22 protein-coding genes and 1 pseudogene are annotated in these 24303 nt (G+C 72.4%); 8 read left to right on the forward strand and 15 right to left on the reverse strand.

The features are described from left to right. Positions 1-27: 27 nt before the first annotated feature. Positions 28-1722, forward strand: coding sequence for a hypothetical protein (locus IF89_RS0104220; protein ID WP_030761258.1), 1695 nt, complete (start codon positions 28-30; stop codon positions 1720-1722). Between the two features lie 13 nt (positions 1723-1735). Further along, positions 1736-3322, forward strand: coding sequence for a DUF2142 domain-containing protein (locus IF89_RS0104225; RefSeq protein WP_030761261.1), 1587 nt, complete (start codon positions 1736-1738; stop codon positions 3320-3322). A 22-nt stretch (positions 3323-3344) separates the two neighbouring features. On the opposite strand, the gene IF89_RS0104230 is transcribed toward IF89_RS0104225, so the two are convergent. Beyond that, complete coding sequence (locus tag IF89_RS0104230; protein ID WP_030761264.1) at positions 3345-3668, reverse strand: putative quinol monooxygenase; 324 nt, start codon at positions 3666-3668, stop codon at positions 3345-3347. 9 nt (positions 3669-3677) lie between these two features. Beyond that, positions 3678-4286: a TetR/AcrR family transcriptional regulator gene (locus IF89_RS0104235; protein ID WP_030761267.1), complete on the reverse strand. Its 609-nt coding sequence runs from the start codon at positions 4284-4286 to the stop codon at positions 3678-3680. 115 nt (positions 4287-4401) lie between these two features. On the opposite strand from IF89_RS0104235, the gene IF89_RS0104240 reads away from it, so the two are divergent. Continuing rightward, positions 4402-6924: a beta-glucosidase family protein gene (locus tag IF89_RS0104240; RefSeq protein ID WP_078628069.1), complete on the forward strand. Its 2523-nt coding sequence runs from the start codon at positions 4402-4404 to the stop codon at positions 6922-6924. 87 nt (positions 6925-7011) lie between these two features. On the opposite strand, the gene IF89_RS0104245 is transcribed toward IF89_RS0104240, so the two are convergent. Further along, positions 7012-7908 carry an SGNH/GDSL hydrolase family protein gene (locus IF89_RS0104245; protein WP_030761273.1) on the reverse strand — a complete coding sequence of 299 codons (897 nt, stop codon included), beginning with the start codon at positions 7906-7908 and terminating at the stop codon, positions 7012-7014. Positions 7909-8157: 249 nt separating this feature from the next. Between IF89_RS0104245 and IF89_RS0104250 the strand changes: the two genes are divergently transcribed. Continuing rightward, entirely contained in the window at positions 8158-8652 is a 495-nt protein-coding gene (locus tag IF89_RS0104250; protein WP_030761275.1) for a DUF3145 domain-containing protein, read from the forward strand. 65 nt (positions 8653-8717) lie between these two features. Here the strand turns inward: IF89_RS0104250 and fabF are convergent, their stop codons facing one another. From fabF to IF89_RS0104275, 5 genes are all read right to left on the reverse strand, one after another. After that, complete coding sequence (gene fabF / locus IF89_RS0104255; RefSeq protein WP_030761279.1) at positions 8718-9983, reverse strand: beta-ketoacyl-ACP synthase II; 1266 nt, start codon at positions 9981-9983, stop codon at positions 8718-8720. A gap of 79 nt (positions 9984-10062) precedes the next feature. After that, positions 10063-10311 carry an acyl carrier protein gene (locus tag IF89_RS0104260; RefSeq protein WP_030227178.1) on the reverse strand — a complete coding sequence of 83 codons (249 nt, stop codon included), beginning with the start codon at positions 10309-10311 and terminating at the stop codon, positions 10063-10065. A gap of 54 nt (positions 10312-10365) precedes the next feature. Then, positions 10366-11370: a ketoacyl-ACP synthase III gene (locus tag IF89_RS0104265; RefSeq protein WP_030761283.1), complete on the reverse strand. Its 1005-nt coding sequence runs from the start codon at positions 11368-11370 to the stop codon at positions 10366-10368. 19 nt (positions 11371-11389) lie between these two features. Further along, positions 11390-12307 carry an ACP S-malonyltransferase gene (locus tag IF89_RS0104270; protein ID WP_030761286.1) on the reverse strand — a complete coding sequence of 306 codons (918 nt, stop codon included), beginning with the start codon at positions 12305-12307 and terminating at the stop codon, positions 11390-11392. Positions 12308-12396: 89 nt separating this feature from the next. Continuing rightward, positions 12397-13614, reverse strand: a complete 1218-nt coding sequence (locus IF89_RS0104275) for a PucR family transcriptional regulator (protein ID WP_030761289.1) — start codon at positions 13612-13614, stop codon at positions 12397-12399. 92 nt (positions 13615-13706) lie between these two features. Here IF89_RS0104275 and IF89_RS0104280 point away from each other — a divergent pair, with 92 nt between their 5' ends. Next, on the forward strand, positions 13707-14375 hold the full coding sequence (locus tag IF89_RS0104280) for a pirin family protein (RefSeq protein ID WP_030761292.1): 669 nt from the start codon (positions 13707-13709) through the stop codon (positions 14373-14375). Here IF89_RS0104280 and IF89_RS0104285 read toward each other — a convergent pair. Further along, positions 14363-15190 carry a serine hydrolase domain-containing protein gene (locus tag IF89_RS0104285; RefSeq protein ID WP_030761295.1) on the reverse strand — a complete coding sequence of 276 codons (828 nt, stop codon included), beginning with the start codon at positions 15188-15190 and terminating at the stop codon, positions 14363-14365. The two genes, IF89_RS0104280 and IF89_RS0104285, sit on opposite strands and share 13 nt — an antisense overlap. 78 nt (positions 15191-15268) lie before the next feature. Between IF89_RS0104285 and IF89_RS0104290 the strand changes: the two genes are divergently transcribed. Both IF89_RS0104290 and IF89_RS0104295 read left to right on the forward strand, forming a co-directional pair. Further along, the gene (locus tag IF89_RS0104290) at positions 15269-15652 is read left to right on the forward strand and encodes a MerR family transcriptional regulator (RefSeq protein WP_030761298.1); all 384 of its coding nucleotides are present in this window, start codon (positions 15269-15271) and stop codon (positions 15650-15652) included. A 26-nt stretch (positions 15653-15678) separates the two neighbouring features. Beyond that, positions 15679-16701 (forward strand): aldo/keto reductase, encoded by a 1023-nt coding sequence (locus IF89_RS0104295; RefSeq protein WP_030761301.1) that lies wholly within the window; start codon positions 15679-15681, stop codon positions 16699-16701. A 42-nt stretch (positions 16702-16743) separates the two neighbouring features. Here the strand turns inward: IF89_RS0104295 and IF89_RS41745 are convergent. The 4 genes and pseudogenes from IF89_RS41745 to IF89_RS0104315 form a co-directional block, all read right to left on the reverse strand. Further along, positions 16744-16941, reverse strand: a pseudogene (locus IF89_RS41745) (GntR family transcriptional regulator); the annotation flags it as partial. After that, on the reverse strand, positions 16938-17771 hold the full coding sequence (locus tag IF89_RS0104305; protein WP_030761304.1) for a DUF4429 domain-containing protein: 834 nt from the start codon (positions 17769-17771) through the stop codon (positions 16938-16940). The pseudogene IF89_RS41745 and the gene IF89_RS0104305, both read right to left, overlap by 4 nt. 75 nt (positions 17772-17846) lie before the next feature. Continuing rightward, the gene (locus tag IF89_RS0104310; RefSeq protein WP_420706872.1) at positions 17847-19082 is read right to left on the reverse strand and encodes an alpha/beta hydrolase; all 1236 of its coding nucleotides are present in this window, start codon (positions 19080-19082) and stop codon (positions 17847-17849) included. Between the two features lie 142 nt (positions 19083-19224). Continuing rightward, positions 19225-19881 (reverse strand): TetR/AcrR family transcriptional regulator, encoded by a 657-nt coding sequence (locus IF89_RS0104315; RefSeq protein WP_234327650.1) that lies wholly within the window; start codon positions 19879-19881, stop codon positions 19225-19227. Positions 19882-20264: 383 nt separating this feature from the next. On the opposite strand from IF89_RS0104315, the gene IF89_RS0104320 reads away from it, so the two are divergent. Next, the gene (locus IF89_RS0104320; protein WP_030761312.1) at positions 20265-20675 is read left to right on the forward strand and encodes a peptidase inhibitor family I36 protein; all 411 of its coding nucleotides are present in this window, start codon (positions 20265-20267) and stop codon (positions 20673-20675) included. Here IF89_RS0104320 and IF89_RS0104325 read toward each other — a convergent pair. Together IF89_RS0104325 and aceE are read right to left on the reverse strand one after the other, a co-directional pair. Continuing rightward, on the reverse strand, positions 20656-21477 hold the full coding sequence (locus tag IF89_RS0104325) for a potassium channel family protein (RefSeq protein WP_051806764.1): 822 nt from the start codon (positions 21475-21477) through the stop codon (positions 20656-20658). The genes IF89_RS0104320 and IF89_RS0104325 overlap by 20 nt on opposite strands. An 89-nt stretch (positions 21478-21566) precedes the next feature. Beyond that, positions 21567-24299, reverse strand: coding sequence for a pyruvate dehydrogenase (acetyl-transferring), homodimeric type (gene aceE, locus IF89_RS0104330; RefSeq protein ID WP_030761319.1), 2733 nt, complete (start codon positions 24297-24299; stop codon positions 21567-21569). Positions 24300-24303: the final 4 nt, after the last annotated feature.

Here is a 24303-nt window from a genome sequence, read left to right on the forward strand (position 1 = left end):
GGACCGACCAGCAGTAGGGACCCAGCAGTGACAGTCAGTACCGAGGGCACGGCCACCGTGCTGCCCCCGGGCGGGCCGGCCGCGTCCGCCCGCCGCATACCGGCCGCCCGGCGCGGGCTCGGCTCACGCGGCACGCTCCTGTTCCTCGAAGCCGCCGTCGCCTTCGCCGCGGCGCTCGTGCTCCCGCTGCTGGCACGCGGCTTCAACTTCAACCCCCTCGACCGCATCGCGCAGGTCAGCGGCCTCGCCGCGATCCAGCTGCGGTTCGCGCTCATCGGCCTGGTCTGCATCGGAGCGGTCGGCCTGGCCGTGCGGCTGCGCCGGGGCCGGCACTTCGACCTGGCCACCCGGTTCGCCTCCGCCGCCCTCGCCGGCCTGGCCAGCGGCTTCGTCGCCGCCGGTGCGGTCGTCGCCCTGCACGGAACCCCCTGGCCGATGTTCGGCCTCAACGGCGACAGCGGCCGCATCGTCGAGTGGGCCCACGCGCTCGCCAACGGCCGTCCCTCCGGCTCGCCGGTCTACCCGCCCGCGCCCCTGTACACCCTCGGCCACTACGCCGAGTGGTTCCGCGGCGGAAACACCGCGTACGCCTTCAAGGACCTGCAGATCCTCGGCGCCGCCGCGTTCGGACCGCTGGTCTACCTCGCGTGGCGCATGCTGCTCGGCCCGGTCCGGGCCCTCGCCTTCGGCGTGGCCCCCGCCTTCGCGCTGATCGACGCGTACAAGCCGTACAGCCAGACCGTCCTCGTGGTGCTCGTCCCCGTCCTGGTGGCGATGGTGGTGTCGCTGAGCCGCAGCGCCTCGCAGAGCTGGCGTCCGCTCCTGCTCAAGGGCGCGGGATTCGGCGCACTCCTCGGCGTGCTCTTCCTCACCTACTCGGGCTGGTTCCTGTGGAGCGCGGCGGGCGTGCTGTTCGCCGCACTGCTGTACTTTCCGTGGCGCGACGGCCGGCTCGGCCGGCTCAAGGGCGCGGGATTCCTCGGGGCCTCCCTGGCGGCGTTCCTCGTGGTCGCCGGGCGCTACCTGATGGTCATGCTGACCGAGGGGCAGACCACCAAGGACTACAACTTCCGGTTCGACAACTTCACCGACCCGGCGTACTACCTCATGTGGCGCACCGACATGCCCGGCAAGGTCGGTGAGTGGCCGCTGCCCGGCGAGTACGGCGGGGTCGGGCTGTTCGCGCTGGTCACCTTCGCCGGCCTCGGCGCCGCGATCTGGCTCGGCATGCGCAAGCCGCTGGTCGTCACGATCGCCGCCATGTTCATCAGCGCGTGGGTGATGCGCATGTACATCGCCTCGCACATGTACGAGACGCAGACCGTGCAGCTCTACACCCGCACCAACAACCAGCTGCTCTACTGCGGGCTGCTGCTGTGCGCGCTGGTCGTCCACCTGGTCTCGCAGCGGATGGCCGGGCGCCGGGAGGCGCAGAGCGCGGCCGGCGCCGAGCCCGCCCCGGCGGGTGCGGCTGCCGCGGGCCCGGGTTTCCCGGGCCGCGAAGGCGCGGTCATCGGGACCATGTGCGCTCTGCTGCTGCTCCTCGGTACCGTCTCCTCCTCGATGGCCGACCGCTACATGCCGGCCAAGGAGAACACGTACCGGATCCTGCCGTGGGTGTCGCACACCATCACCGAGCAGGACGGCAGCTGCCCGAAGTACGCGCCCGGCGGCACGTGCTCCAAGGACGGCGACCAGAGCTGGCTCAGCTTCATCCGATGACCCCGGGGGACCGATGACTTCCGCACTGACGCGGCTGGCCGAGCGGTCGGCCAGGACACCCAAGCGGCTCTGGCTGATCTCGTTCGCGCTGTTCTTCACGCTCACGGGTGCCTGGGCGGCCGCCAGCCCCCTGGGCAGCTCCCCCGACGAGCACGCGCACTTCATCCGCGCCGCCGCCGTCGCCCGGGGCCAGATCGGCGGCACCGAGGTGATGGTCCCGCACACCGTGGCGGGCATCGAGGGCCACTTCGCCGAGACCGGCGTGCAGCTCCCGGAGTGGTACCGCAACCTGCCCACCGTGCACGAGTGCTACTCGTGGCGGCAGGCGCAGCCCGCGTCCTGCGCGCCGTCCCTCGGCAACTCCGGGAAGACCGCGCAGGCCACCACCGCCGCAGGCCGCTACCACCCCGGCTACTACCTGGTGACCGGCTGGCCGAGCCTGCTCGTCGACGGCCCCAAGGGGCTGTACCTGATGCGTTTCATGGCGGCGCTGCTGTGCTCGGCCCTGCTCGCGAGCGCGGTGGTCACGGCCGCCGAATGGCGTCGCCGCTCGCTGGCGATGCTCGGCGTGTTCGCCGCGGCCACGCCGATGACGCTCTACATGGCCGGCATGGTCAACCCCAGCGGCGGCGAGATCGCGGCCGGGATCCTGGTGTGGACGGCCCTGCTGTCGATCGTCCTGTCTCCCGACCCGGTGCTGCTGAACCGCCGGCTGGCCAGGCTCGGCGTCGGCGGTCTGGTACTGATCAACATCCGGCCGCTGGGACTGATCTGGTTCGGCGGGGCGGTCGTCTTCTGCCTGCTGCTGGCGCAGCGCCGCGGGGTGCTGGGGCAGGTGCTGCGCCGCAAGGCGCTGTGGCTGTGGACGGGCCTGCTGGGCCTGGCGACCGCCGGTGCGCTGCTCTGGGCGGCGCGGCACCCCGACAACTCGAAGATAGACATCCCCGACACGCTGACCACGGGCGTCGCGGCGAAGAAGACCCTGGGCAACACCGAGGTCTACATCAAGCAGATGCTCGGCTTCTTCGGTTGGCTGGACACTCCCGCCCCGGCCCTCACGTACCTGGTGTGGACGGCGGTCCTCGCGGCCCTCGTCGCGCTGGCCCTGGCGTACGGCCGCGGGCGCGACGTGGTGGCGGTGCTCGGCATGCTCGTCGCCGTCGTGATGGTGCCGGTCGTCGCGCAGGCCTCCCAGGCGGAGCGGATCGGCATGGTGTGGCAGGGCCGCTATCTGCTGCCCTTCGCCGTCGGCCTGCCGCTCATGGCCGTGCTGATCTGCGCCACTCGCGCCCCCGCGCAGGGCTTCCCCTGGCGGCGGCTGGCCGGCTTCGCCGTCGCCGGCCTCGCCCTGGCCGACGTGGCGGCCTTCTACTGGACGCTGCGCCGGTTCGCCGTCGGCACCAAGGGTTCGTGGGTGGCGACCTCCGCGCACTGGGCCCCGCCGGGCGGCTGGGCCCTGTGGACCTGCGTGTACGCGCTGGCCGCGGTCGCCGTCGTCCTGCCGGCCCTGCTCCCGGACCGCAAGGACGCGGGTGCGCAGCTGCCCGGTCCGGCCGCCCCGCGCCCGGACCGCCACCCCCGGGTGCCCGAGCCGGCCTGACGCACGCCGGGCGGCGGCTTCGCTAGTCGATGCGGAGCTCGCCCATCCGGCTCCAGCCGTTCGCGCCCTGGATGGTGGTGCTGACGATCTCGGGCGTACGGGTCACCATCGGGCGCATGGTCTCCAGTGCGGCCTTGAAGTGATCGGAGGTGACGTGCGCTTCGGCGGCGTCGTCCTGGAAGGCCTCGACCAGGACGTAGGTGTCCGGCTCCTCCAGGCTGCGCGACCACTCGAACCAGAGGTTGCCGGGTTCGGCGCGGGTGGCTCGGGTGAAGGGCGCGACCTTGTCGGGCCACGCGTCGACGTATTCGGGCTTGACGGGGAATTTCACCACAATGAAGATCACACCGGCATTTTATGCAGGTCGGTCCGCACCGCGGGAGGACTGAGGGGTGTCCGGCCCCCGCAGCAGGGTCAGGAAGGCGCGGAAGGCGGCCGGCATGTCCACGGACTCGGGGGACAGCAGCCACTGGTACTGGAGGCCGTCCATCACCGCCGTCAGCAGCGGGGCCGCCTGCTCCGGGGTGAGGCCCGAGGGCAGGCGGTCGCCGAACTCGGCGCGCAGCACCGCCGCCATCTCCGCGCGGACCTGCGCGTAGCGCTCGGTGAAGAACTCCCGCGCCGGGTGCCCGTCGGTGACGCTCTCGCCCAGCAGCGCCGAGAAGGTCTGCACGATGCCCGGGCGCATGGCGTTGTACTCCACCAGCGAGGCCAGCAGGTCGAGCCGCCAGGAGTCCGCCGCGGCGCGCGAGCCGCCGCCCGTGTCCCAGCGGTCGCGCTCCTCCAGTACCGCGACGAGCAGCGCCTCCTTGGTCGGGAAGTAGTGCAGCAGCCCCTGCTGGGTCAGGCCCACGCGCTCGGCGACCGTGCCCAGGGACGCGCCCCGGTAGCCGCGCTCCGCGATCACCTCGACGGCCGCGCGGACGATCTCCCCGCGCCGCTCCTCGCTCCTCGCCCTGGCCATCGCCGCGGCACCCCTTCCGTCCACTGCCGTCCGCAGGACCGTAGGAGGACCGTACGACATTTATATATCACGAAGAGATAACAAACCCTACCGTCCGACAGGTGGCGGGTCCACGATGGAGCATCGCGCCCCACCGCACCCGCGCAACCGCACGGTGCACCGCTCCCCACGAGGAGGCACGGCCGTGACCCCTGCCGATCAGGCCCGCGACCGGATACGGGACGACGCCGTGGAGGCGGCGTTCGGCAAGCTCGACCTCGACACCAAGACCCTGCTCCTGGCGGGCCGCGACATGTGGTCCCTGCCCGCGGTCCCCGCCATCGGCCTGCAGCCCCTGGTCATGTCCGACGGCCCCGTCGGGGTCCGCGGCGTGCGCTGGACCGCCGACGACCCGTCCGTCGCCCTGCCCTCCCCGACGTCGCTCGCCGCCGCGTGGGACCCGCGACTCGCCCGCCGCGCCGGTCGGCTCCTCGCCCAGGAGGCCCGCCGCAAGGGCGTCCACGTGCTGCTCGCGCCCACCGTGAACCTGCACCGCTCCCCGCTCGGCGGCCGGCACTTCGAGTGCTACTCCGAGGACCCGTACCTCACCGGCGCCATCGGTAGCGGCTACGTCGGCGGCGTGCAGGACGGCGGCGTCGCCACCACGGTCAAGCATTTCGTCGGCAACGACGCCGAGACCGACCGCTTCACCGTCGACAACGTCATCGCCCCGCGCCCGCTGCGCGAGCTGTACCTGGCCCCGTTCGAGGCCATCGTCCGGGACGCCCGCCCGTGGGGCATCATGACCGCCTACAACCAGGTCAACGGCGCGACGATGACCGAACACCAGTACCTCGTGCAGGAGGTCCTGCGCGGCGAGTGGGGCTTCGACGGCGCCAACGTCTCCGACTGGATGGCCGCCCGCTCCACCGCCGGCGGCATCCTGGGCGGCCTGGACGTGGCCATGCCCGGCCCGACCACCGTCTACGGCCCCGCCCTCGCCGAGGCCGTGCGCGCCGGCGAGGTCCCCGAGTCCGCCGTCGACGACGCCGTGCGCAACGTCCTGCGACTCGCCGCCCGCGTCGGGGCCCTGGAGGGCGCCCCGGCGGTCGTCGAGAGCGCCCCGGCCCCCGTCGACGGCCGGGCGCTGGCCCGTGAGCTCGCCGCCCGCGGGTCCGTCCTCGTGCGCAATAAGGACGGGGTGCTGCCGCTGGACACCTCGGCCGGCCGCACCGTCGCCCTCCTCGGCGCCGCCGCGCGCGACGCCCGGGTGCTCGGCGGCGGCAGCGCCACCGTCTTCCCGGAACGGGTCGTCTCCCCGCTCGACGGACTCTCCGCGGCCCTTCCGGAGGGAGCCCTGACCTACGCCGTCGGCGCCGACCCCTGCGAGGAACTCACCCCCGCCGACCAGGGCTTCGAGCTGGTCGCCGTGTGCCGCGACGCCTCGGGGACCGTCCTCGGCGAGGGCGGCCTGCCGACCGGCCAGGTCCAGTGGATCGGCGACGACCTCCCCGCAGGCGCGACGTACGAGGCCATGGCGAGCATCGAGGTCCGCGGTACCTTCGTGCCGCGCGAAAGCGGCGAGCACGCCTTCGGCACCCGCGGGCTCGGCGGCTTCGACCTGTCCGTCGGCGGACGGCGGCTGTGGAGCGGCGTCCAGGAGGCGGGCGAGGAGACCGACCCCTTCGAGGCCTTCCTCGGGGCGCCCCACGAGCGCGCCCGCGTCGCCCTCGCCGCGGGCGAGCCCGTCGAGGTGTCGCTGACCTTCCAGGTCCCCGACATGAGTGCGCTGCCGCTGAGGGCGGTCATGTTCTCGCTGCTCCACCTCGCACCGCGGCGCGATCCCGACGAGCTGATCGCGGAGGCGGTGGAGGCCGCCCGTGCCGCGGACACCGCGGTCGTGGTCGTCGCCACCACCGAACGCGTGGAGTCCGAGGGCTTCGACCGCAGCGACCTCACCCTCCCGGGCCGCCAGGACGACCTCGTGCGGGCCGTCGCCGCCGTCAACCCGAACACCGTCGTCGTCGTCAACGCCGGCTCCCCGGTGGAGCTCCCGTGGCGCGAGGACGTCGCCGCCGTCCTGCTCACCTGGTTCCCGGGGCAGGAGGGCGGGGCCGCGCTGGCCGACGTACTCCTCGGGGAGGTGGAGCCGGGCGGCCGACTGCCCACCACCTGGCCCGCGCGGTTCGCGGACGCGCCCGTCACCGGGGTCGTCCCCGCGGACGGGCGCCTGGAGTACGGCGAGGGCCTCTTCATCGGCTACCGGGCCTACGAGAGGCACGGCGTCGCCCCCGCCTACCCCTTCGGTCACGGCCTCGGCTACACCGACTGGGCGTACGACCGGCTGGAGGTCACCGCCGACGCCGTACGGGTACGCGTCACCAACACCGGCGCCCGGCCCGGCCGCGAGGTCGTCCAGGTCTACCTGGCGCCCGTCCGGGACGCCGTGGAGCGCCCGGCGAGCTGGCTGGCGGGCTTCGCGAGCGTCACCGCCGGCCCCGGCGAGAGCGTCGAGACCGAGATCGCACTGCCCGCCCGCGCCTTCGAGATCTGGGACGAGGAGGTCCGCGGCTGGCGGCGGATCGGCGGCACCTACGAGGTCCGGGCGAGCCACGCGCACGGCGACACCCGGTTGACCGCGACGCTCGACATCGACTGACACACCGTATGGCCGGAAATCACCCCTGGGAACCGCTCCGGGGGCGGGACCTGACACCCGCTCCCGGGCCCCCGGCCCGGGCCGGCGTCAACGCGGCGGTTCCGCCGCCGTCACCTGGCGGTGCGCAAGTTCCGCCAGCCGCGCCTGACCGTCCTTGCCCGGGTGGAACCAGTCCCACCGGCTCAACTGCTCCGCCGCGAAGGGGTACTGGAAGACGGCCCCGCCGTCGTAGCGGCAGAGCGGGTCCTTCCCGCAGACCTCGCGCAGCACCTGGTTGTACTCGACCACGCGGGCCCGCACCTGCTCGCGCCGGGCCGTGGCGCCCGTGGCCAGCGACAGCGGATCGGCCAGCATCGACTGGCAGATGCCGAGCTTCCAGACCTGGCGCACCATCGGGAGGTCCTTGCCCTGCTCCCAGAGCCGCTGCAGGTCCGGCACGCTGGAGACGTACACCTGGGAGGTGGGGGACGCGGCCCGCAGCTGCGCCAGGGCCTGCTCGAAGCCGGACCTGAACTCCGCCACCGGGGTCATCGACGAAGCGGTCGGACGGCAGGCGTCGTTCGAGCCGACCATCACGGTGACCAGGTCGGGCTTGTGCGCGGCGGCCGCCGTGAGCTGGGCCGGCAGGTCCGCCATCCGCGAGCCGGTCACGGCGTAGTTCCAGCTGCGCTCGGGCACCGCCGCATCCCCCAGCAGACGGCTCGCGAGGGAGCGCACGGCGGGGTCGCTGCCGGTGGCCCAGGACACCTCGGGGCAGTCGGCGAGGACCGAACAGGCGTCGAAGCCCCGCGTGATGGAGTCACCGGCGGCCGCGATCGAGGTGGGTGCCGTGTTCCACCGGGGCGCGGAGGGCGCCCCGCGTTCGCCGGAACCGCCCGGACCTTCCGCCTGACACCCGCTCAGGAGCCCTGCCAGCAGCGCCGCCACCGCGCCCGCGCCCGAGAGACCACGGCGCGCCCGGCGGTCGGCGGTGGTGCTGCGCATGGGAAGGACCCCTCCTTCTGGCCCCCACGTCGTCCGGGAGGTCCTGCTGAGTGAAAGCTCTGTGTTCGGCTGCCTCGGAGCGACCGTACGTCACACCACGACCCCTGGCGCACGGTAGCTTTTCCCCGTGGCGTTTCGGCCGCAGGTCCCGTAGCGCAATGTCAAATAATTTCCGTTACATTACATCACGTCACAAACTGTCCGTTTTCTGGAGTTTATTCCCGACCTCGTCCACCACTGGAGGTCCCGGTGACGACACGTGGAGTTCTGTACGTGCATTCCGCACCGCGCGCGCTGTGCCCGCACGTGGAATGGGCCGTAGGGGGCGTGCTCGGGGTGCGGGTGAACCTCGACTGGATCAGGCAGCCCGCCTCTCCGGGCACCTGGAGATCCGAGTTCTCCTGGCAGGCCGAAGCGGGCACCGCCTCGAAACTCGCCTCCGCGCTGCGCGGCTGGCACCTGCTGCGCTTCGAGGTGACCTCGGAGCCCTGCCCGACCGCCGAGGGTGAGCGCTACAGCTCCACGCCGGTGCTGGGCATCTTCCATGCCGTCACCGGGATGCACGGCGACATCATGGTGCCGGAGGACCGGCTGCGCGCCGCCCTGGCCCGGTCGGCGCGCGGCGAGACCGACCTGGAGGCGGAGATCGCCAAACTGCTCGGCAAGCCCTGGGACGACGAACTGGAGCCCTTCCGCCACGCGGGCGAGGGCGCACCCGTGCGCTGGCTCCACCAAGTGGTCTGACCGACCCCCGCCGCGCACGAAGGCCCACCCGGGATCGTCCGGGTGGGCCTTCGTGCGAGGTGCGGCTACACGCTGCGGAACGCCAGGGTGACGTTGTGGCCGCCGAAGCCGAAGGAGTTGTTGATCGCGGAGATCGGACCGTCGGCCGGCAGCTTGCGCGGCTCGTCCCGGACGATGTCCGCGTCGATGTCGTCGTCGAGCGCGTCGACGTTGATCGTCGGCGGGGCCAGGCGGTGGTACAGCGCCAGCACGGTCGCGACGGTCTCGATACCACCGGCGCCGCCCAGCAGGTGACCGGTCATCGACTTCGTCGCGGAGATCGCGATGTGGTCGAGGTCGTCGCCCAGGACCTTGCGCAGGGCCTTGATCTCGGCCGTGTCACCCTGCGGGGTGGATGTGGCGTGCGCGTTGACGTGGACCAGCTCCGCCGGGTCGAGACCCGTGTTGTCGAGCAGGTTCTGCACCGCCGCGGCGACACCGCGGCCGGTCGGCTCGGGCTGCGCGATGTGGTGGCTGTCCGCGGACAGGCCCTGGCCCAGCACCTCGCAGTAGACGCGGGCACCGCGCTTGGCGGCGTGCTCGGCCGACTCCAGGACGACGACGCCCGCGCCCTCGCCCAGGACGAAGCCGTCGCGGGCCTTGTCGTACGGACGGGAGGCCGTCTCGGGGCTCTCGTTGTTCTTCGACATCGCCATCATGTTGGCGAAGGCGGCGATCGGCAGCGGGTGGATCGCGGCCTCGGTGCCGCCCGCGACGACCACGTCGGCGCGGCCGGTGCGGATCATCTCGACGGCGTAGCCGATCGCCTCGGCGCCGGACGCGCAGGCGCTGACCGGGGTGTGCACGCCCGCCTGGGCGTTGACCTCCAGGCCGACGTTGGCCGACGGGCCGTTCGGCATCAGCATGGGGACGGTGTGCGGGGAGACCCGGCGCACGCCCTTCTCCTTCAGTACGTCGTACTGGTCGAGCAGCGTGGTGACACCACCGATGCCGGAGGCGATCACGGTGCCCAGCCGGTCGGGCGCGACGGACTCGTCCTCGCCGGCCGGGGCGGTGTAGCCGGCGTCGGCCCACGCCTCGCGGGCCGCGATGACGGCGAACTGCGCCGAGCGGTCCAGCTTGCGGGCCAGCGGCCGGGGCAGGACCTCACTCGGGTCCACGGCGACAGGGGCGGCGATCCGTACCGGGAGTTCGGCGAAGCGCTCGCCCTCCAGGGGCTTGACACCGGAACGGCCGGCGAGCAGACCTTCCCAGGTCGAAGCGCTGTCGCCACCCAGCGGAGTGGTTGCGCCGATACCGGTGACGACCACGGTGTGATTGGTCGGGCTCACAGGAATTCTTTCTCCACGTCTCAGAGGGTGCTGAATTGTCACGGCGCCACCGCCGGGTGGCGACAAACGCTCGTCAGGCTCAGGCCTGGTGCTTCAGGATGTAGTCCGCAGCGTCGCCGACCGTCTTGAGGTTCTTGACGTCCTCGTCCGGGATCTTGACGTCGAAGCGCTCTTCGGCGGCGACGACGACCTCGACCATGGACAGGGAGTCGACGTCCAGGTCGTCGGTGAAGGACTTGCCGATCTCGACGTCCTCGACCGGGATGCCCGCGATCTCGTTGACGATCTCGGCGAGGCCCTCGACGATCTCTTCCTGCGTGGCGGCCATGTGGCGCTCCTTCTCTGGTAACTGGGTAAAGAGACCGGGATGTGGATCCCGGCCCTAGGGGAGGGTAACGACCGTGGCGGCGTAGACGAGCCCCGCCCCGAAGCCGATGACGAGCGCGGTGTCGCCGCTCTTCGCCGCTCCGGTCGCCAGGAGCCGCTCCATGGCGAGCGGGATCGAGGCGGCCGACGTGTTGCCGGTGGTCTCCACGTCACGGGCGACCGTGACGTGCTCCGGCAGCTTCAGAGTCTTCACCATCGAGTCGATGATCCGCATGTTCGCCTGGTGCGGGATGAAGACGTCCAGGTCCTCCGCGGTGATCCCGGCGGCGTCGAGCGCCTGCTGGGCCACCTTGGCCATCTCGAAGACGGCCCAGCGGAAGACCGCCTGACCCTCCTGCGTGATGGCCGGGAACTTCTCTCCGGCGTCCTTGCCGAGGTACTCGTCCCACGGCACGGTCTGCTTGATCGTCTCGGACTTGTCGCCCTCCGAACCCCACACCGTGGGGCCGATCGCCGGCTCGTCCGAGGGACCGACGACCACGGCGCCGGCGCCGTCGCCGAACAGGAAGGCCGTCGCGCGGTCCTCCAGGTCCGTGAGGTCCGAGAGCCGCTCCACGCCGATGACGAGGACGTACTCCGCGGAACCCTCCACCACCATGCCCTTGGCGAGGGTGAGGCCGTAGCCGAAACCGGCACAGCCCGCGGAGATGTCGAAGGCGGCGGGCTTGACCGCGCCGATCCGGTGCGCGATCTCGGTCGCGACCGCCGGGGTCTGCTTGAAGTGCGAGACCGTCGAGACGATCACCGCACCGATCTGCTCGGGGGCCACGCCGGCGTCGGCCAGCGCCTTGCCCGAGGCCTCCACCGACATCGCGGCGACGGTCTCCTGGGGCGAGGCCCAGTGCCGGGTCGCGATGCCGGAGCGCGAGCGGATCCACTCGTCGGACGAGTCGATGGTCTCGAGGATGACCTCGTTGGGCACCACACGGGTCGGGCGGTAGCCGCCGACACCGAGGATGCGGGCGTAGGGGGAGCCCTTGGGTGGCTTGATCTTGGACATGCGGTGTGGGCTCCTTCTCTCAGGCCGTCAGTTCGGCGACGAGCGCCGCGGCCTTGTCGAGATCGTCCGGGGTCTTCAGCGCCACGCTCGGTACGCCCTTCAGCGCGCGCTTGGCCAGACCCGTCAGGGTGCCACCGGGGGACAGCTCGATGATCCCCGTGACGCCCAGCTCGGCGAACGTCTCCATGCACAGGTCCCAGCGGACCGGGTTCGCGACCTGGCCGACCAGGCGGGCGACGACGTCGGCACCCGTGGTGACGACGAGGCCGTCCTTGTTCGAGACGTACTTCACGGCCGGGTCGGCCGGGGAGAGCGCCTCGGCGGCCTTCGCCAGCTCGGCGACCGCGGGTGCCATGTGGTGCGTGTGGAACGCGCCCGCGACCTTGAGCGGAACGATCTTCATGGAACCCTCGGGCTTGTCGGCCTGCAGGGCTTCGATCTGCTCCATCGTGCCGGCAGCCACGATCTGGCCCGCGCCGTTGATGTTGGCCGGGGTCAGGCCGAGCTTCTCGAGGTGTGCGACGACGACGGCGGGGTCCCCGCCGAGCACCGCTGCCATGCCCGTCTCGGTGACGGCGGCGGCTTCCGCCATGCCCAGACCACGGGTCCGTACGAACGACAGCGCGTCCGTCTCCGGCAGCACGCCGGCGATGGCCGCGGCGGTGATCTCACCCACGCTGTGACCGGCGACGGCGCCGAAGGCGGAGGCGGAGCCCAGCGCGGAGGCCGACAGCAGGCCGGCCGCCACCAGCAGGGGCTGGGCCACCGCGGTGTCGCGGATCTCCTCGGCATCGGCCGTCGTGCCGTAGCGCGCGAGGTCCAGCTGGATGGCCTCCGACCATGCGGCGACGCGGTCGGCGGCACCGGGAAGGTCGAGCCAGGGAGTCAGGAAGCCGGGCGTCTGAGCGCCTTGGCCGGGAGCGACGAGTACGAGCACCCTCACACTCTCTCTTGTGGATGGTTCCTGCCGCCCGTGGGGACAGGGACCAAGAACCGTCGGGGTAATTGTTGATGTCCCACAAAACTCTAGGACTGGGTATCACCGTCGGCCAGACGCCCCAGAATCAGGGCGATTCGCAGCGTGAACGCCGATCGGACATCCGACGGCGACCAGCCGGTGACGTCCGTCACACGTCGTAGCCGGTAGCGCACCGTATTGGGGTGCACGAACAGCATCCGGGCAGCCCCTTCGAGGCTGCTCGCCTGCTCCAGATAGACGCTCAACGTTTCCAGCAGGGCCGACCCCGCCTCCTCAAGCGGTCTGTAGATCTCCTCCACCAGCTGTTCCCTCGCAGCCGGATCGGAGGCGATCGCGCGTTCCGGCAGGAGATCATCCGCCAGGACCGGCCGCGGAGCGTCCTGCCACGCCGTACAGGCCTTCAGACCGGCCGCCGCGGCCTGCGCCGACTTCGTCGCGTTCAGCAGGTCGGCCACCACCGGGCCGGCCACCACCGGACCCGCCGCGAACGGTCCGATCAGGGACTTCGCCACCTGCATCGGGTTGTCGCTGCCGCCCGCGATGACGACCAGCCGGTCCCCCAGCACACCCGTGAGGACCTGCAGCTTGTGGTGCCGGGCCGCCCGCCGGATCGCCTCGACCGTCAGCTCGCTGTCGCCCTCCGGGGCGGTGCCGAGGACCACGCACACGTGCTCCGGCGAGTTCCAGCCCAGCGCCGCCGCCCGCGACAGCGCACCCTCGTCGGCCTCGCCCGACAGCACCGCGTTGACCACCAGGGACTCCAGCCTGGCGTCCCACGCACCGCGCGCCTCGGCGGCCTGCGCGTACACCTGGGCGGTCGCGAAGGCGATCTCCCGCGCGTACACCAGCAGCGCCTCGCGCAGGATCGACTCGTCACCGGGGGCCGCCACCTCCTCGATCGCGGTCTCCATGACCTCGATCGTGGTGCGGACCATCTCGACGGTCTGCCGCAGGGTGATCGCCCGGGTCAGTTCGCGCGGCGCGGTGCCGAAGACGTCGGTGGAGATCGCCTGCGGCGTCTCCGGATGCCGGAACCACTCGGTGAACGCGGCGATACCGGCCTGCGCGACCAGGCCGATCCACGAACGGTTCTCGGGTGGCATCGCCCGGTACCACGGCAGGGTCTCGTCCATCCGCGCGATCGCGTTGGCGGCGAGCCGGCCGGAGGACTTCTCCAGGCGGCGCAGCGTCGCGGCGTGCGGATGGGCGGCAACTGGATGCGCGGCGTGTGTGGCGGGCGAATGCTCACGTTCGGGTTGGGGCACGGGACAAGACTGCCTTATCGGGAGGGCTGCGCCGAGTCCGGTCCCGTGTCAGGACCCGGCCCCGTCCCGCGCCGGGCACTACCGTGGCCCCCATGATTGATGTACGCCGCGGCGCCGACCGGTACGAGGGAGGGGACCCGGCCGCCGGGATCGCCACCCGGCACGCCTTCTCCTTCGGGTCCTTCTACGACCCGGACAACCTGCGCTTCGGCCCCGTCCTGGCCTGCAACGAGGAGAGCCTCGCGGCCGGCGCCGGCTTCGACGAGCACCCCCACAGCCACACCGAGATCGTCACCTGGGTGATCGACGGCGAACTCACCCACCAGGACAGCACCGGCGAGAAGAGCACCGTCCGGCCCGGCGACGTCCAGCGGCTCAGCGCCGGCTCCGGGGCGCGCCACGTCGAGCGCAACGACGGCGACCGGCCGCTGCGCTTCGTGCAGATGTGGCTCTCGCCGCTCGCCGCCGGCGGCGAGCCCTCGTACGAGGTGCTGCGCGGCCTCCCCGACGGCACCCCCTACGAAGTCCCCGCGGCCGGCGCCGTCCTGCACGTGCGGCGACCGGGAGCGGGCGAGCGGGTCGCCGTACCGGCCGCCGAGCGGGTGTACCTGCACGTGGTGCACGGGGACCTGCGCCTGGACGGGGCGGAGCTGGGCCCCGGCGACTCGGCGCGGATCACCGCCGAGAAGGGGCTGGAGGTCGTCGCCGGGTCCCCGGGCGAACTGCTGATCTGGGAGCTGCCGGCCCCTCAGGCCCCTTGAGCGGAGCGCAGTTCGGCCAGGACCGCGTCGGTGAAGGGGGTCCAGGCCTCGACCGCCCACGGGCCGAAGGGGCGGTCCGTGAGAGCCACGCACGCGGCGCGCGCGTCCGGGTCCACCCACAGGAAGGTGCCGGCCTGCCCGAAGTGGCCGAAAGTGCGGGGCGAGGAGGTCAGGCCCGTCCAGTGCGGGGACTTGCCGTCGCGGATCTCCATGCCGAGGCCCCAGTCGTTGGGGGACTGGCTGCCGTACCCGGGCAGGACGCCCCTGAGTCCGGGGTGGACCACCGAGGTGGCCTCGGCGACCGTGCGGGCGTCGAGCAGCCGGGGCGCCTGCAGCTCGGCGGCGAAGCGCAGCAGGTCGCCGACGGTGGAGACGCCGTCCTTGGCGGGCGACCCCTCCAGGGTGGTCGACACCATGCCCAGCGGCTCGAAGACGGCCTGGTGCACGTACTCGGCGAAGGGGATGCCCGTGGCTTTGGCGATGTGGTCGCCGAGCACCTCGAAGCCGGCGTTCGAGTACAGCCTGCGCGTACCGGGGGCGGCCATCGCGCGGTGCTCGTCGAAGGCCAGACCGCTGGTGTGCGCCAGCAGGTGACGGACCGTCGACCCTTCGGGTCCGGCCGGCTCGTCCAGCTCGACCGCCCCTTCCTCGTGGGCGACTAGGGCGGCGTAGGCGGCGAGCGGCTTCGTGACCGATGCCAGCGCGAAGCGGTGCCCGACGGGCCCGTGCGAGCCGGCGAGGCTGCCGTCGGCCCGGACGACGGCCGCAGCGGCCGTGTCCACGGGCCAGGTCTCGATGATCCGCAGACTTTCCATGCCGCTCACGGTCTCCTTGCTGTCCATGCCGCCGAGCCTACTTGCTTGGAGTGCACTCAAGGGTTTTAGCGTGGGGCCATGAGCCAGAGCCCGAGCCTGACGCAGACGCGGTACACGATCAGCGAGGTGGCGGCCCGGACCGGTCTGAGCCAGCACACCCTGCGCTGGTACGAGCGGATCGGCCTGATGCCGCACGTGGACCGCTCCCACTCGGGTCAGCGCCGCTTCACCGACCGGGACCTCGACTGGCTGGGCTTCGTGGGCAAGCTGCGCGCCACGGGGATGTCGGTGGCGGACATGGTCCGCTACGCCGAGCTGGTCCGCGAGGGCCCGCACACCGTGGGGGAGCGCCGTGCGCTGCTGGAGCGGACGCGGTGCGAGGTGCAGACACGGATCACGGAGCTGACGGACGCACTGGCCGTACTGGACTACAAGATCGGCATGTACGCGGGGACGCGATGAGAGCGGCCCCCGGGGGAGGGACAGCAATGACGGAGTACGGCACCACCCTGGAGCGGACCGAGCTGGGCAGGGGCGGCCCCCGGGTCGGCGTCCAGGGTCTGGGCTGCATGGGCATGAGCGAGTTCTACGGCGACACCGACGAGGCGGCCGCCCGCGAGACCCTGGAGGCGGCGCTGGCCGCCGGGGTCACCCTCTTCGACACGGCCGACGCCTACGGCCGCGGCCGCAACGAGGAGTTCCTGGCGCCGTTCGCGGCCGCGCACCGGGACGAGATCACGCTGGCGACGAAGTTCGCCCTGGAACGCACCGACGACCCCGCCCACCGGGGCGTCCGCAACGACCCCGGATACATCCGCAGCGCGGTCGAGGCCAGCCTGCGCCGGCTCGGCGTCGACGTCATCGACCTCTACTACATGCACCGCCGCGACCCGGCCGTGCCGCTCGCCGAGTCGGTGGGCGCCATGGCGGAGCTGGTGCGGGAGGGCAAGGTGCGCCACCTCGGGCTGAGCGAGGTCACCGGCGCGGAGCTGCGTGAGGCACACGCCGTGCACCCGATCGCGGCGCTCCAGTCGGAGTGGTCGCTGTTCAGCCGGGACGTGGAGCGCAGCGCGGTGGCCGCGGCGGCGGAGCTGGGCGTGGCCTTCGTGCCCTACTCGCCGCTCGGCAGGGGTTTCCTGACGGGCGCCTTCGCGGACGCCGCGGCGGAGCTGTCCGACGGCGACTTCCGCCGCCACCAGCCGCGCTTCACCGGCGACAACGCGCGGACCAACGCGGCGCTGCTGGCCCCGGTCCGGGAGATCGCGCGGGAACTGGACGCCAGCCCCGCGCAGATCGCCCTCGCCTGGGTCCAGCAGCGGGCGTCGGTGCACGGGCTGACCGTGGTCCCGATCCCGGGCACGCGCCGGGTGGAGCGGCTGCGGGAGAACATCGCGGCGACCCGGATCACCCTCACGCCGGCGCAGCTGGCGCTGCTGGAGCCGATCGCCGCGCAGGTCGCCGGCGACCGCTACCCGGACATGACCTTCACCTCGGTGACCCGGGAGGCGTAGCGGCCGCCGGCCCCCTCAGGGGTACCGCTTCCGCAGCGCCGCGAAGGCGCCCATGCCCCGGCGCCCCTCCACCAGGCCCGCGCGCTCCAGCTCCCGGTAGGCCGTGAGCACCGTGTTCGGGTTGATGGCCGTCGCCTCGACGACCTCGCGCGCGGTGGGCAGCTTGTCGCCCGGCTCCAGCAGTCCCAGGCGCAGGGCCTGATGCGTCTGGCGGCCGGGCTCTTTCGGTGGTCGGCTCAGGCGGTGAAACGGTCCCGCAGAGTGGCGTACTCGACGTCGGTCAGCAGGCCGGCCGAGTACAGCTCGCCCAGGTGCCGCAGCCGTTCGTCGCCGGAGCGGCCGCGCGCGGCGGTGACCGGCGTGCGGCTGCGGGTGGCGGCGAGGACGGCCGCGGCGAACGGCAGCGACTCGTGCACGGCGCCGTAGCCGACGCTGAAGACGGCCGTCGCGAGGTCGTGGTCCGGGCGGGGGTCGGCCGGCTCCTGCTGCGGCTCCCGCAGCAGGAGCCGCAGGTGGCCGCCGGTGCCGCCGGGGGAGCGCCACTCGACGCCGGTGACCTCGGACAGCGGGTACTGCTGGTCGCCGGCCTTCCACTTCGTGCCGGTGGCGCCGGTGCGGGACCAGTGGAAGGCGACCGACGAGCCGTCGAACCCCACCCGTGCGTCGTACGCCTTCAGTTGGAGCGGCGGCTGCGGCACCTCGACCAGGAAGCCCGCGGCCGGCTCGGCGGCTTCGGGTGAGAGTTGCGAGCGCAGGGCGGCGGCGAAGGCTGCGGCCGATGTCGCGCGCTCGCCCGGCAGCACCATCCGGTACGGGTCGCAGGCGTCCTTCAGTTGCCCGGCGGCAGCCTCCATCAGCGGATCGGCGCCGGGCCGCGGGACGGCACGGAGCACCACCGTGTCCCGCCTCCCGGCGGTCACGGTCACGGTGGACACCGCTTCGAGGGGAATCCGGCGAGAACCCAGCGCTTGCCACAGTCTCGGCGTTCGCATCCCCCGAGCGAAGCGGATGAGCACCGACTCCGAGTCGAACTCCCAGACGGCATGGTTTCCGGCCAGTACGTCACCCATGCGCCACATGGTAAAGGGAGCCGACCCCGTGCGTCCCCCTCGAAGCGGTGGCCGATTTCCGCTCCTCTACGCCCGTCAGTACTGCTCTGTCCCGGAAATTCCGCGCCGGCAGGCGTCGTCCCCGGTCGCGCAGACAACGGAAGCGAACGCGCCGGTTCCGATCCTGGCGAAGTTCGCCACCGAGTCCGTCCCTGGCGCGAAATAGCCGGTGTGGCTCCTCGCCCTGGCCGAGGACAGCAGTCGCGCGCCGAACTCCGGGGACACCGGGTCAGCGCCGTGGCCCACCCCGCCGACCTCCAGGTGCGGCACGTCCGCGATCCAGTCGCCCTCGTCGCGCGTCGCCCAGACCCGCGCCGACGTCCGCAGTCCCGCGACGTTCTGGGCCCGCATGCCCGGGCTGCCCGCCACCACCACGTCCGTCACGCGCTTCGGCAGCTCGCGCGCGGCCACCCCGCACACCACCGACCCGTAGCTGTGGCAGAACAGCGCCACGCTCGCATCCCCGGGCAGCGCCACCGTCAGGGCCTTCAGCCGGACCGCGCCGTCGAAGGCCATGCGGCCCGTGGCGGCGTCCATGCCGACGCCGGTGGGCGCGGTGTAGCCGGCCCAGGCGATGACCGCCGTCCGGCCTTTCGGCGCGGCCGCCCGCTCCGCCTCGTACAGGGCCTCCGCCATGCCGACCGGGGAGGTCAGCCGGCGCTGGGTGCGCTCGAAGGTGATGAGGTCGGTGTCCACCCCGGGAACGATCACCGAGACCCGCTCGGCGCCGACGAGGTCGCCGAAGACCTCGGCCACGCGGCCGCCGCCGGTGGGGTCGAAGGTGAGGATCTGCCGCCCCGGTTCGGCCAGCGACGCGAAGCGGTGCGCGCGCCGGGTGGCCTCGGCCCGGTCGGCCGGGGTCAGCGCGACATCGTGGCTGCGGGCCTCCTCGACCAGGCGGGCCTGCTCCAGGCCCCGCCGGTTGGCGCGGTAGCGGGTGGCGACCGGCGCCCCCTCCAGATTGCCCACGACGAGCGGGTAGCCGTCGGCGAGCCGCGCCCGCTGCGCCCCGTCGAGCGAGGCGAAGAAGCGGGCCACCGTCCGCACCGGAGCATCGGCCGGCGGTACCGGACGGCCGGCCAACCGCGCCTTGGACCAGGCGTCGAGAGCCGCGGTCCGCAGCGGCGTGCCGCCCTCGGGCCGGTGCACGGCCGTCCAGCCGGTGGTCGCCAGCAGGATGAAGACCACCGCCAGCGCGAGCAGGGCGCGCAGGGCGGCAGGGCGCGGGTCGGCGCCGGAGGCACTGGGGTGGGCGAGGCCGGGCAGATTCACTGGGACCAGCGTAGGAGACCGATTCCGGCCGCGGCGCGCCGGGTGACGGGGTTCACGCCCGACCGTGGGACCTCCACGGGGCGAACCGGGCGACCCGGGGGGACCGGGCGAAAGATCCCAATTGCCGTTTTCTGTGGCCGGTTCAGCGCCAGCGTCCCGCCAGAGCTGGGCCGATGCCGTCGAGGTAGGTGTCCGTCAATCGGCGGATCGCCTCCACGCTCGTGTCGTCGCCCTGCCCCCACAGCCGCCCCGTGACCCTCATCACTCCGAAGAACGCGGCGACGGCCACCCGCGGCCGCGGGTCGGTGTCCACGTCCAGGCCCTCACGGGCGGCGATCAGCCGGGCGATGCGCTCCTCCAGGGCCGTGGAACGCCGCAGGTGCACGGCCAGCAGGGCCGGCGTGGACTCGATCAGCCGGTAGCTGCGCATGTAGAGGTCCACGGGGACCACCTCGCGCAGGGCGTCGTCCACGGAGTCCCACGCGGCGAGCGCCGCACCCCGCATCGCCTCCAGGGGCCCCTCGGCCGGCGGCCGGGCCTGCAGCTCGGCGACGAAGTGCGACTCCATCAGCTCCTGGACGGCGAAGACGACCTCCTCCTTGTTGGCGAAGTAGCGGAAGAAGGTGCGCTGGGACACCGCGACGGCCGCGGTGATCTCGTCCACGGTGGTGCGCTCGTACCCCTGGGAGACGAAGAGCACGAGCGCGGCGCGCACCAGCGCGCTGCGCGTGCGGCGCTTCTTGCGTTCGCGCAGTCCGGCCACCGGCGCGGCCGGCGCGGTCTGCTCGTCGATCGTCACCGCCGGGCTCCTTTCTGACGCCTGGTGGGCGGTCAGATTACCCGCGACCGACGCCGCCGCGGCCGACGCGTCGAGCCGTTCGCCCAGAGGAATTCCTGGCGAGGTCCGGCGGTCGCGGATGACACGATCGGGTCGGCGGCACGCAGCGCCCGCAGCCGGACCGGGGCGGCCGCGGGGCCCGACGGTGCAGGCCATCGGCCGGGCCGGACGGGTCAACTCCGCACGCCGCAAAGGCCCGCCGAAGGGTTCCGCACGGGCTGTCGCCTATCAGGGTGGACCCGCCCCCGACCTCTTCCGCCCGACCGTCACCGCAGGTCAGCGTGGTGTCGGCGGAGCGCCGGAAGCAGTCCGGGAGCCCGCCGTCCACAAGGAGTTGACCCGTCATGCGTACGAGTGGAACCACCCGCGTCACCACCACCCGTGTCACCACCACCCTGGCCGCGACCGCCCTGGTGCTGACCGCCCTCATCCCCAGTACCGCCGGCACGGCGCACGCAGCGGGCCCGCCGGGCCTCGGCGCCTGCGCGAGCGGACAGCTGTGCCTGTGGGCGAAACCCGACTTCAAGGGAACCCGGCAGACCCACGAGCTGAGCACCCTCGACATCAACAGCTGCACCGCCCTGCCCGCGGGCACCAGCGCCCAGTCGCTGGTCAACCGCACCGGGCGGCCGGTCACCACGTACCAGTCGGCGGAGTGCGTGGAGACCGGGGAGTTCCAGACGTACCCGGGCGACGGGGTCTGGCTGCCCCAGTCCCCCTACCAGGTGCGGGCCTTCAAGGTGTGGGAGAGGTAGCCCCATGCCGCGTGGCGAGGTCGCCCGGCACGGCGGCGGCCGGCGGGGCGGCGGGAGCCGGCACGCCGGCCGGCCCCGGCGCGCCGCCCAGCCGGGCGACCTCGCCGCGCAGCGCCCGCACCTCCGCCTGCAGCTCCCGGATCGCCGCGAGCTGGAGCCGCTCAGCCTGGTCGTCGCGCTCGAAGCGGGCGATGAACCACGCGGCGATGTTGGCGGTCACCACACCGAGCAGCGCGATCCCGGACAGCATCAGCCCGACCGCCAGGACACGGCCGAGCCCGGTCGTGGGCGAGTGGTCGCCGTACCCGACCGTCGTCATCGTGGTGAAGGACCACCACACGGCGTCGCCCAGGTTCTTGATGTTCCCCTCGGGGGCGTCCCGCTCCACGCTCAGGACGGCCAGCGAGCCGAACATCAGCAGTCCGACGACCGACCCCGCCACATACGTCGTCAGCTGGATCTGCGGAGCCATCCGGGCCCGCCGGCCCACCAGCACCAAGGTGGCCACCAGCCGCAGCAGCCGCAGCGGCTGGACCAGCGGCAGCGCCACCGCCGCCAGGTCCAGCCAGTGGGTCCGCACGAAATGCCGCCGGTCCGCCGAGAGCACCAGCCGCACCAGGTAGTCGGCGGCGAAGGCCCCCCACACCACCCACTCCACGTACGTGCAGGCACCGTGCACCCGCGCACTGGCGTCCGGAGCGACGATGGGCACGGCGTACGCCACGGCAAAGGCCACGGCGAGGACGAGCAACGGGGTCTGGCTCCGCCGCTCCCACAGCAGCAGGCGGGATGGTTCCTTCATGCGCAGCATCGTAGGCAACGGGTGAAAGGGCGCGGGCCCCGGCCGAAGCCGGGGCCCGCGCCCACCGTGTCCGTCCGGACCCGCAGGGGTCAGGCGTCGCCGCCGGCCGCGCCCGGGTCCGCCGCCGCCACGTCCAGCAGCCGGTACTTGTCGACCGCCTGCTTGAGCACCGAGCGGTCCACCTTCCCCGCCTTGGCCAGCTCGGTCAGCGTCGCCAGCACCACCGACTGGGCGTCGATGTGGAAGTAGCGACGGGCCGCACCGCGGGTGTCCGCGAAGCCGAAGCCGTCCGCGCCCAGCGACGTGTAGGCGCCGGGCACCCACCGCGAGATCTGGTCCGGCACCGAGCGCATCCAGTCCGAGACCGCCACGAACGGCCCCTCCGCACCCGACAGCTTCCGCGTCACGTAGGGGACCTGCTGCTCCTCCTCCGGGTGGAGCAGGTTGTGCTCCTCCACCTCGACCGCCTCGCGCCGCAGCTCGTTCCAGGAGGTCGCCGACCAGACGTCCGCCTTGACGTTCCACTCCTCGGCGAGGATCCGCTGCGCCTCCAGCGCCCACGGCACCGCCACGCCGGACGCCATCAGCTGGGCCGGGATGCTGCCCGCAGTGCCGCGGGAGACCCGGTGGATGCCCTTGAGGATGCCCTCCACGTCGACGTCCGCCGGCTCCGCCGGGTGCTGGATCGGCTCGTTGTAGACGGTCAGGTAGTAGAAGACGTCCTCCGCCTCCGGGCCGTACATCCGGCGCAGACCGTCCTGGACGATGTGCGCGATCTCGTACCCGTAGGCCGGGTCGTACGCCACGCAGCCCGGATTCGTCGAGGCCAGCAGCTGGGAGTGACCGTCCGCGTGCTGCAGGCCCTCACCCGTCAGGGTGGTCCGCCCCGCGGTCGCACCCAGGACGAAACCGCGCGCCAGCTGGTCGGCCATCTGCCAGAACTGGTCACCCGTGCGCTGGAAACCGAACATCGAGTAGAAGACGTAGACCGGGATCAGCGGCTCGCCGTGCGTCGCGTACGCCGAACCCGCAGCGATCAGCGAGGCCGTGCAGCCCGCCTCCGAGATGCCGTCGTGCAGCATCTGGCCGGTCGGCGACTCCTTGTACGCGAGCAGCAGGTCGCGGTCGACCGCCTCGTACTGCTGGCCCAGCGGGTTGTAGATCTTGGCGCTCGGGAAGAACGCGTCCATACCGAAGGTCCGGTACTCGTCGGGCGCGATCAGTACGAAGCGCTTGCCGATCTCCTTGTCCCGCATCAGGTCCTTCAGGATGCGGACGAAGGCCATCGTGGTGGCGATCGACTGGTGGCCCGAGCCCTTCTTCGCCGCCGCGTAGGTCTTCTCGTCCGGCAGCGGCAGCGGCTTGGCGCGCACCACGCGCGTCGGCACGTAGCCGCCGTGCGCACTGCGCTGGTCGTGCATGTACTGGATCTCGGGCGAATTGCGGCCCGGGTGGTAGTACGGCGGCGCGCCGCTCTCCAGCTGCGCGTCCGTGATCGGGATGTGCAGGCGGTCGCGGAAGCGCTTGAGGTCGTCGACCGTCAGCTTCTTCATCTGGTGCGTGGCGTTGCGGCCCTCGAAGTTCGGGCCGAGCGTCCAGCCCTTCACCGTCTGGGCCAGGATCACCGTCGGCTGGCCCTTGTGCGCCTTGGCCGCCGCGTACGCCGCGTAGACCTTCTTGTGGTCGTGGCCGCCGCGGCCCAGGTGCTGGATCTGGTAGTCGCTCATGTTCTCGACCATGGCGCGCAGCCGCTGGTCGCCGCCGAAGAAGTGCTCGCGGATGTACGCGCCCGACTCGGTGGCGTACGTCTGGAACTGCCCGTCGGGCGTCGAGTTCATCTTGTTGACCAGGATGCCGTCGCGGTCCTGGGCCAGCAGCGGGTCCCAGGAGCGGTCCCAGATCAGCTTGATCACGTTCCAGCCGGCACCGCGGAACTGCGACTCCAGCTCCTGGATGATCTTCCCGTTGCCCCGCACCGGGCCGTCGAGGCGCTGCAGGTTGCAGTTCACCACGAAGGTCAGGTTGTCCAGGCCCTCACGGGCGGCGATCGAGAGCTGGCCGAGCGACTCCGGCTCGTCCATCTCACCGTCGCCGAGGTACGCCCAGACGTGGGACTTGGAGGTGTCCGCGATCCCGCGCGCCTCCATGTACCGGTTCATCCGGGCCTGGTAGATCGCCCCCAGCGGACCGAGGCCCATCGAGACCGTCGGGAACTCCCAGAAGTCCGGCATCAGGCGCGGGTGCGGGTAGCTGGACAGGCCGTACGGGGCCTTCGACTTCTCCTGGCGGAACGCGTCGAGCTGCTGCTCGGTGAGCCGGTCCAGCAGGTAGGCCCGGGCGTAGATGCCGGGGGAGGCGTGGCCCTGGAAGAAGATCTGGTCGCCGCCGTCCCCCTCGTCCTTGCCCCGGAAGAAGTGGTTGAAGCCCACGTCGTAGAGGGAGGCGGAGGATGCGAAGGTGGCGATGTGGCCGCCGACACCGATCCCGGGACGCTGGGCGCGCGAGACCATGACGGCCGCGTTCCACCGGGTGGCGTTGAGGACCTTGCGCTCGATCTCCTCGTTGCCGGGGAAGAACGGCTCGTCCTTGGTGGCGATCGTGTTGACGTAGTCCGTGCTGCGCATCTCGGGCACGGCCACGCGCTTCTCGCGCGCCCGCTCGATCAGGCGCAGCATGAGGTAGCGGGCCCGCTCACGGCCCCGCTCGTCGACCGCTGCGTCCAGGGAGTCGAGCCACTCCTGCGTCTCCTCCGGATCGAAGTCCGGGACCTGACTCGGCAGGCCGCCAATGATGATCGGATTGCGATCGGATGCGGAAGCCACGCTG

The sequence above is a fragment of the Streptomyces sp. NRRL F-2664 genome, from assembly GCF_000719345.1.
GTDB lineage: Bacteria > Actinomycetota > Actinomycetes > Streptomycetales > Streptomycetaceae > Streptomyces.

What these genes read in the sequence shown, in the direction of transcription:
- IF89_RS0104225 (WP_030761261.1), top strand. Translation starts at nt 1,736, where the DNA reads ATGACTTCCGCACTGACGCGGCTGGCCGAGCGGTCGGCCAGGACACCC.
- IF89_RS0104235 (WP_030761267.1), bottom strand. Translation starts at nt 4,286, where the DNA reads ATGGCCAGGGCGAGGAGCGAGGAGCGGCGCGGGGAGATCGTCCGCGCG.
- IF89_RS0104240 (WP_078628069.1), top strand. Translation starts at nt 4,402, where the DNA reads ATGGAGCATCGCGCCCCACCGCACCCGCGCAACCGCACGGTGCACCGC.
- IF89_RS0104245 (WP_030761273.1), bottom strand. Translation starts at nt 7,908, where the DNA reads ATGCGCAGCACCACCGCCGACCGCCGGGCGCGCCGTGGTCTCTCGGGC.
- IF89_RS0104260 (WP_030227178.1), bottom strand. Translation starts at nt 10,311, where the DNA reads ATGGCCGCCACGCAGGAAGAGATCGTCGAGGGCCTCGCCGAGATCGTC.
- IF89_RS0104265 (WP_030761283.1), bottom strand. Translation starts at nt 11,370, where the DNA reads ATGTCCAAGATCAAGCCACCCAAGGGCTCCCCCTACGCCCGCATCCTC.
- IF89_RS0104280 (WP_030761292.1), top strand. Translation starts at nt 13,707, where the DNA reads ATGATTGATGTACGCCGCGGCGCCGACCGGTACGAGGGAGGGGACCCG.
- IF89_RS0104285 (WP_030761295.1), bottom strand. Translation starts at nt 15,190, where the DNA reads ATGGAAAGTCTGCGGATCATCGAGACCTGGCCCGTGGACACGGCCGCT.
- IF89_RS0104290 (WP_030761298.1), top strand. Translation starts at nt 15,269, where the DNA reads ATGAGCCAGAGCCCGAGCCTGACGCAGACGCGGTACACGATCAGCGAG.
- IF89_RS0104295 (WP_030761301.1), top strand. Translation starts at nt 15,679, where the DNA reads ATGACGGAGTACGGCACCACCCTGGAGCGGACCGAGCTGGGCAGGGGC.
- IF89_RS0104305 (WP_030761304.1), bottom strand. Translation starts at nt 17,771, where the DNA reads ATGGGTGACGTACTGGCCGGAAACCATGCCGTCTGGGAGTTCGACTCG.
- IF89_RS0104320 (WP_030761312.1), top strand. Translation starts at nt 20,265, where the DNA reads ATGCGTACGAGTGGAACCACCCGCGTCACCACCACCCGTGTCACCACC.
- IF89_RS0104325 (WP_051806764.1), bottom strand. Translation starts at nt 21,477, where the DNA reads ATGAAGGAACCATCCCGCCTGCTGCTGTGGGAGCGGCGGAGCCAGACC.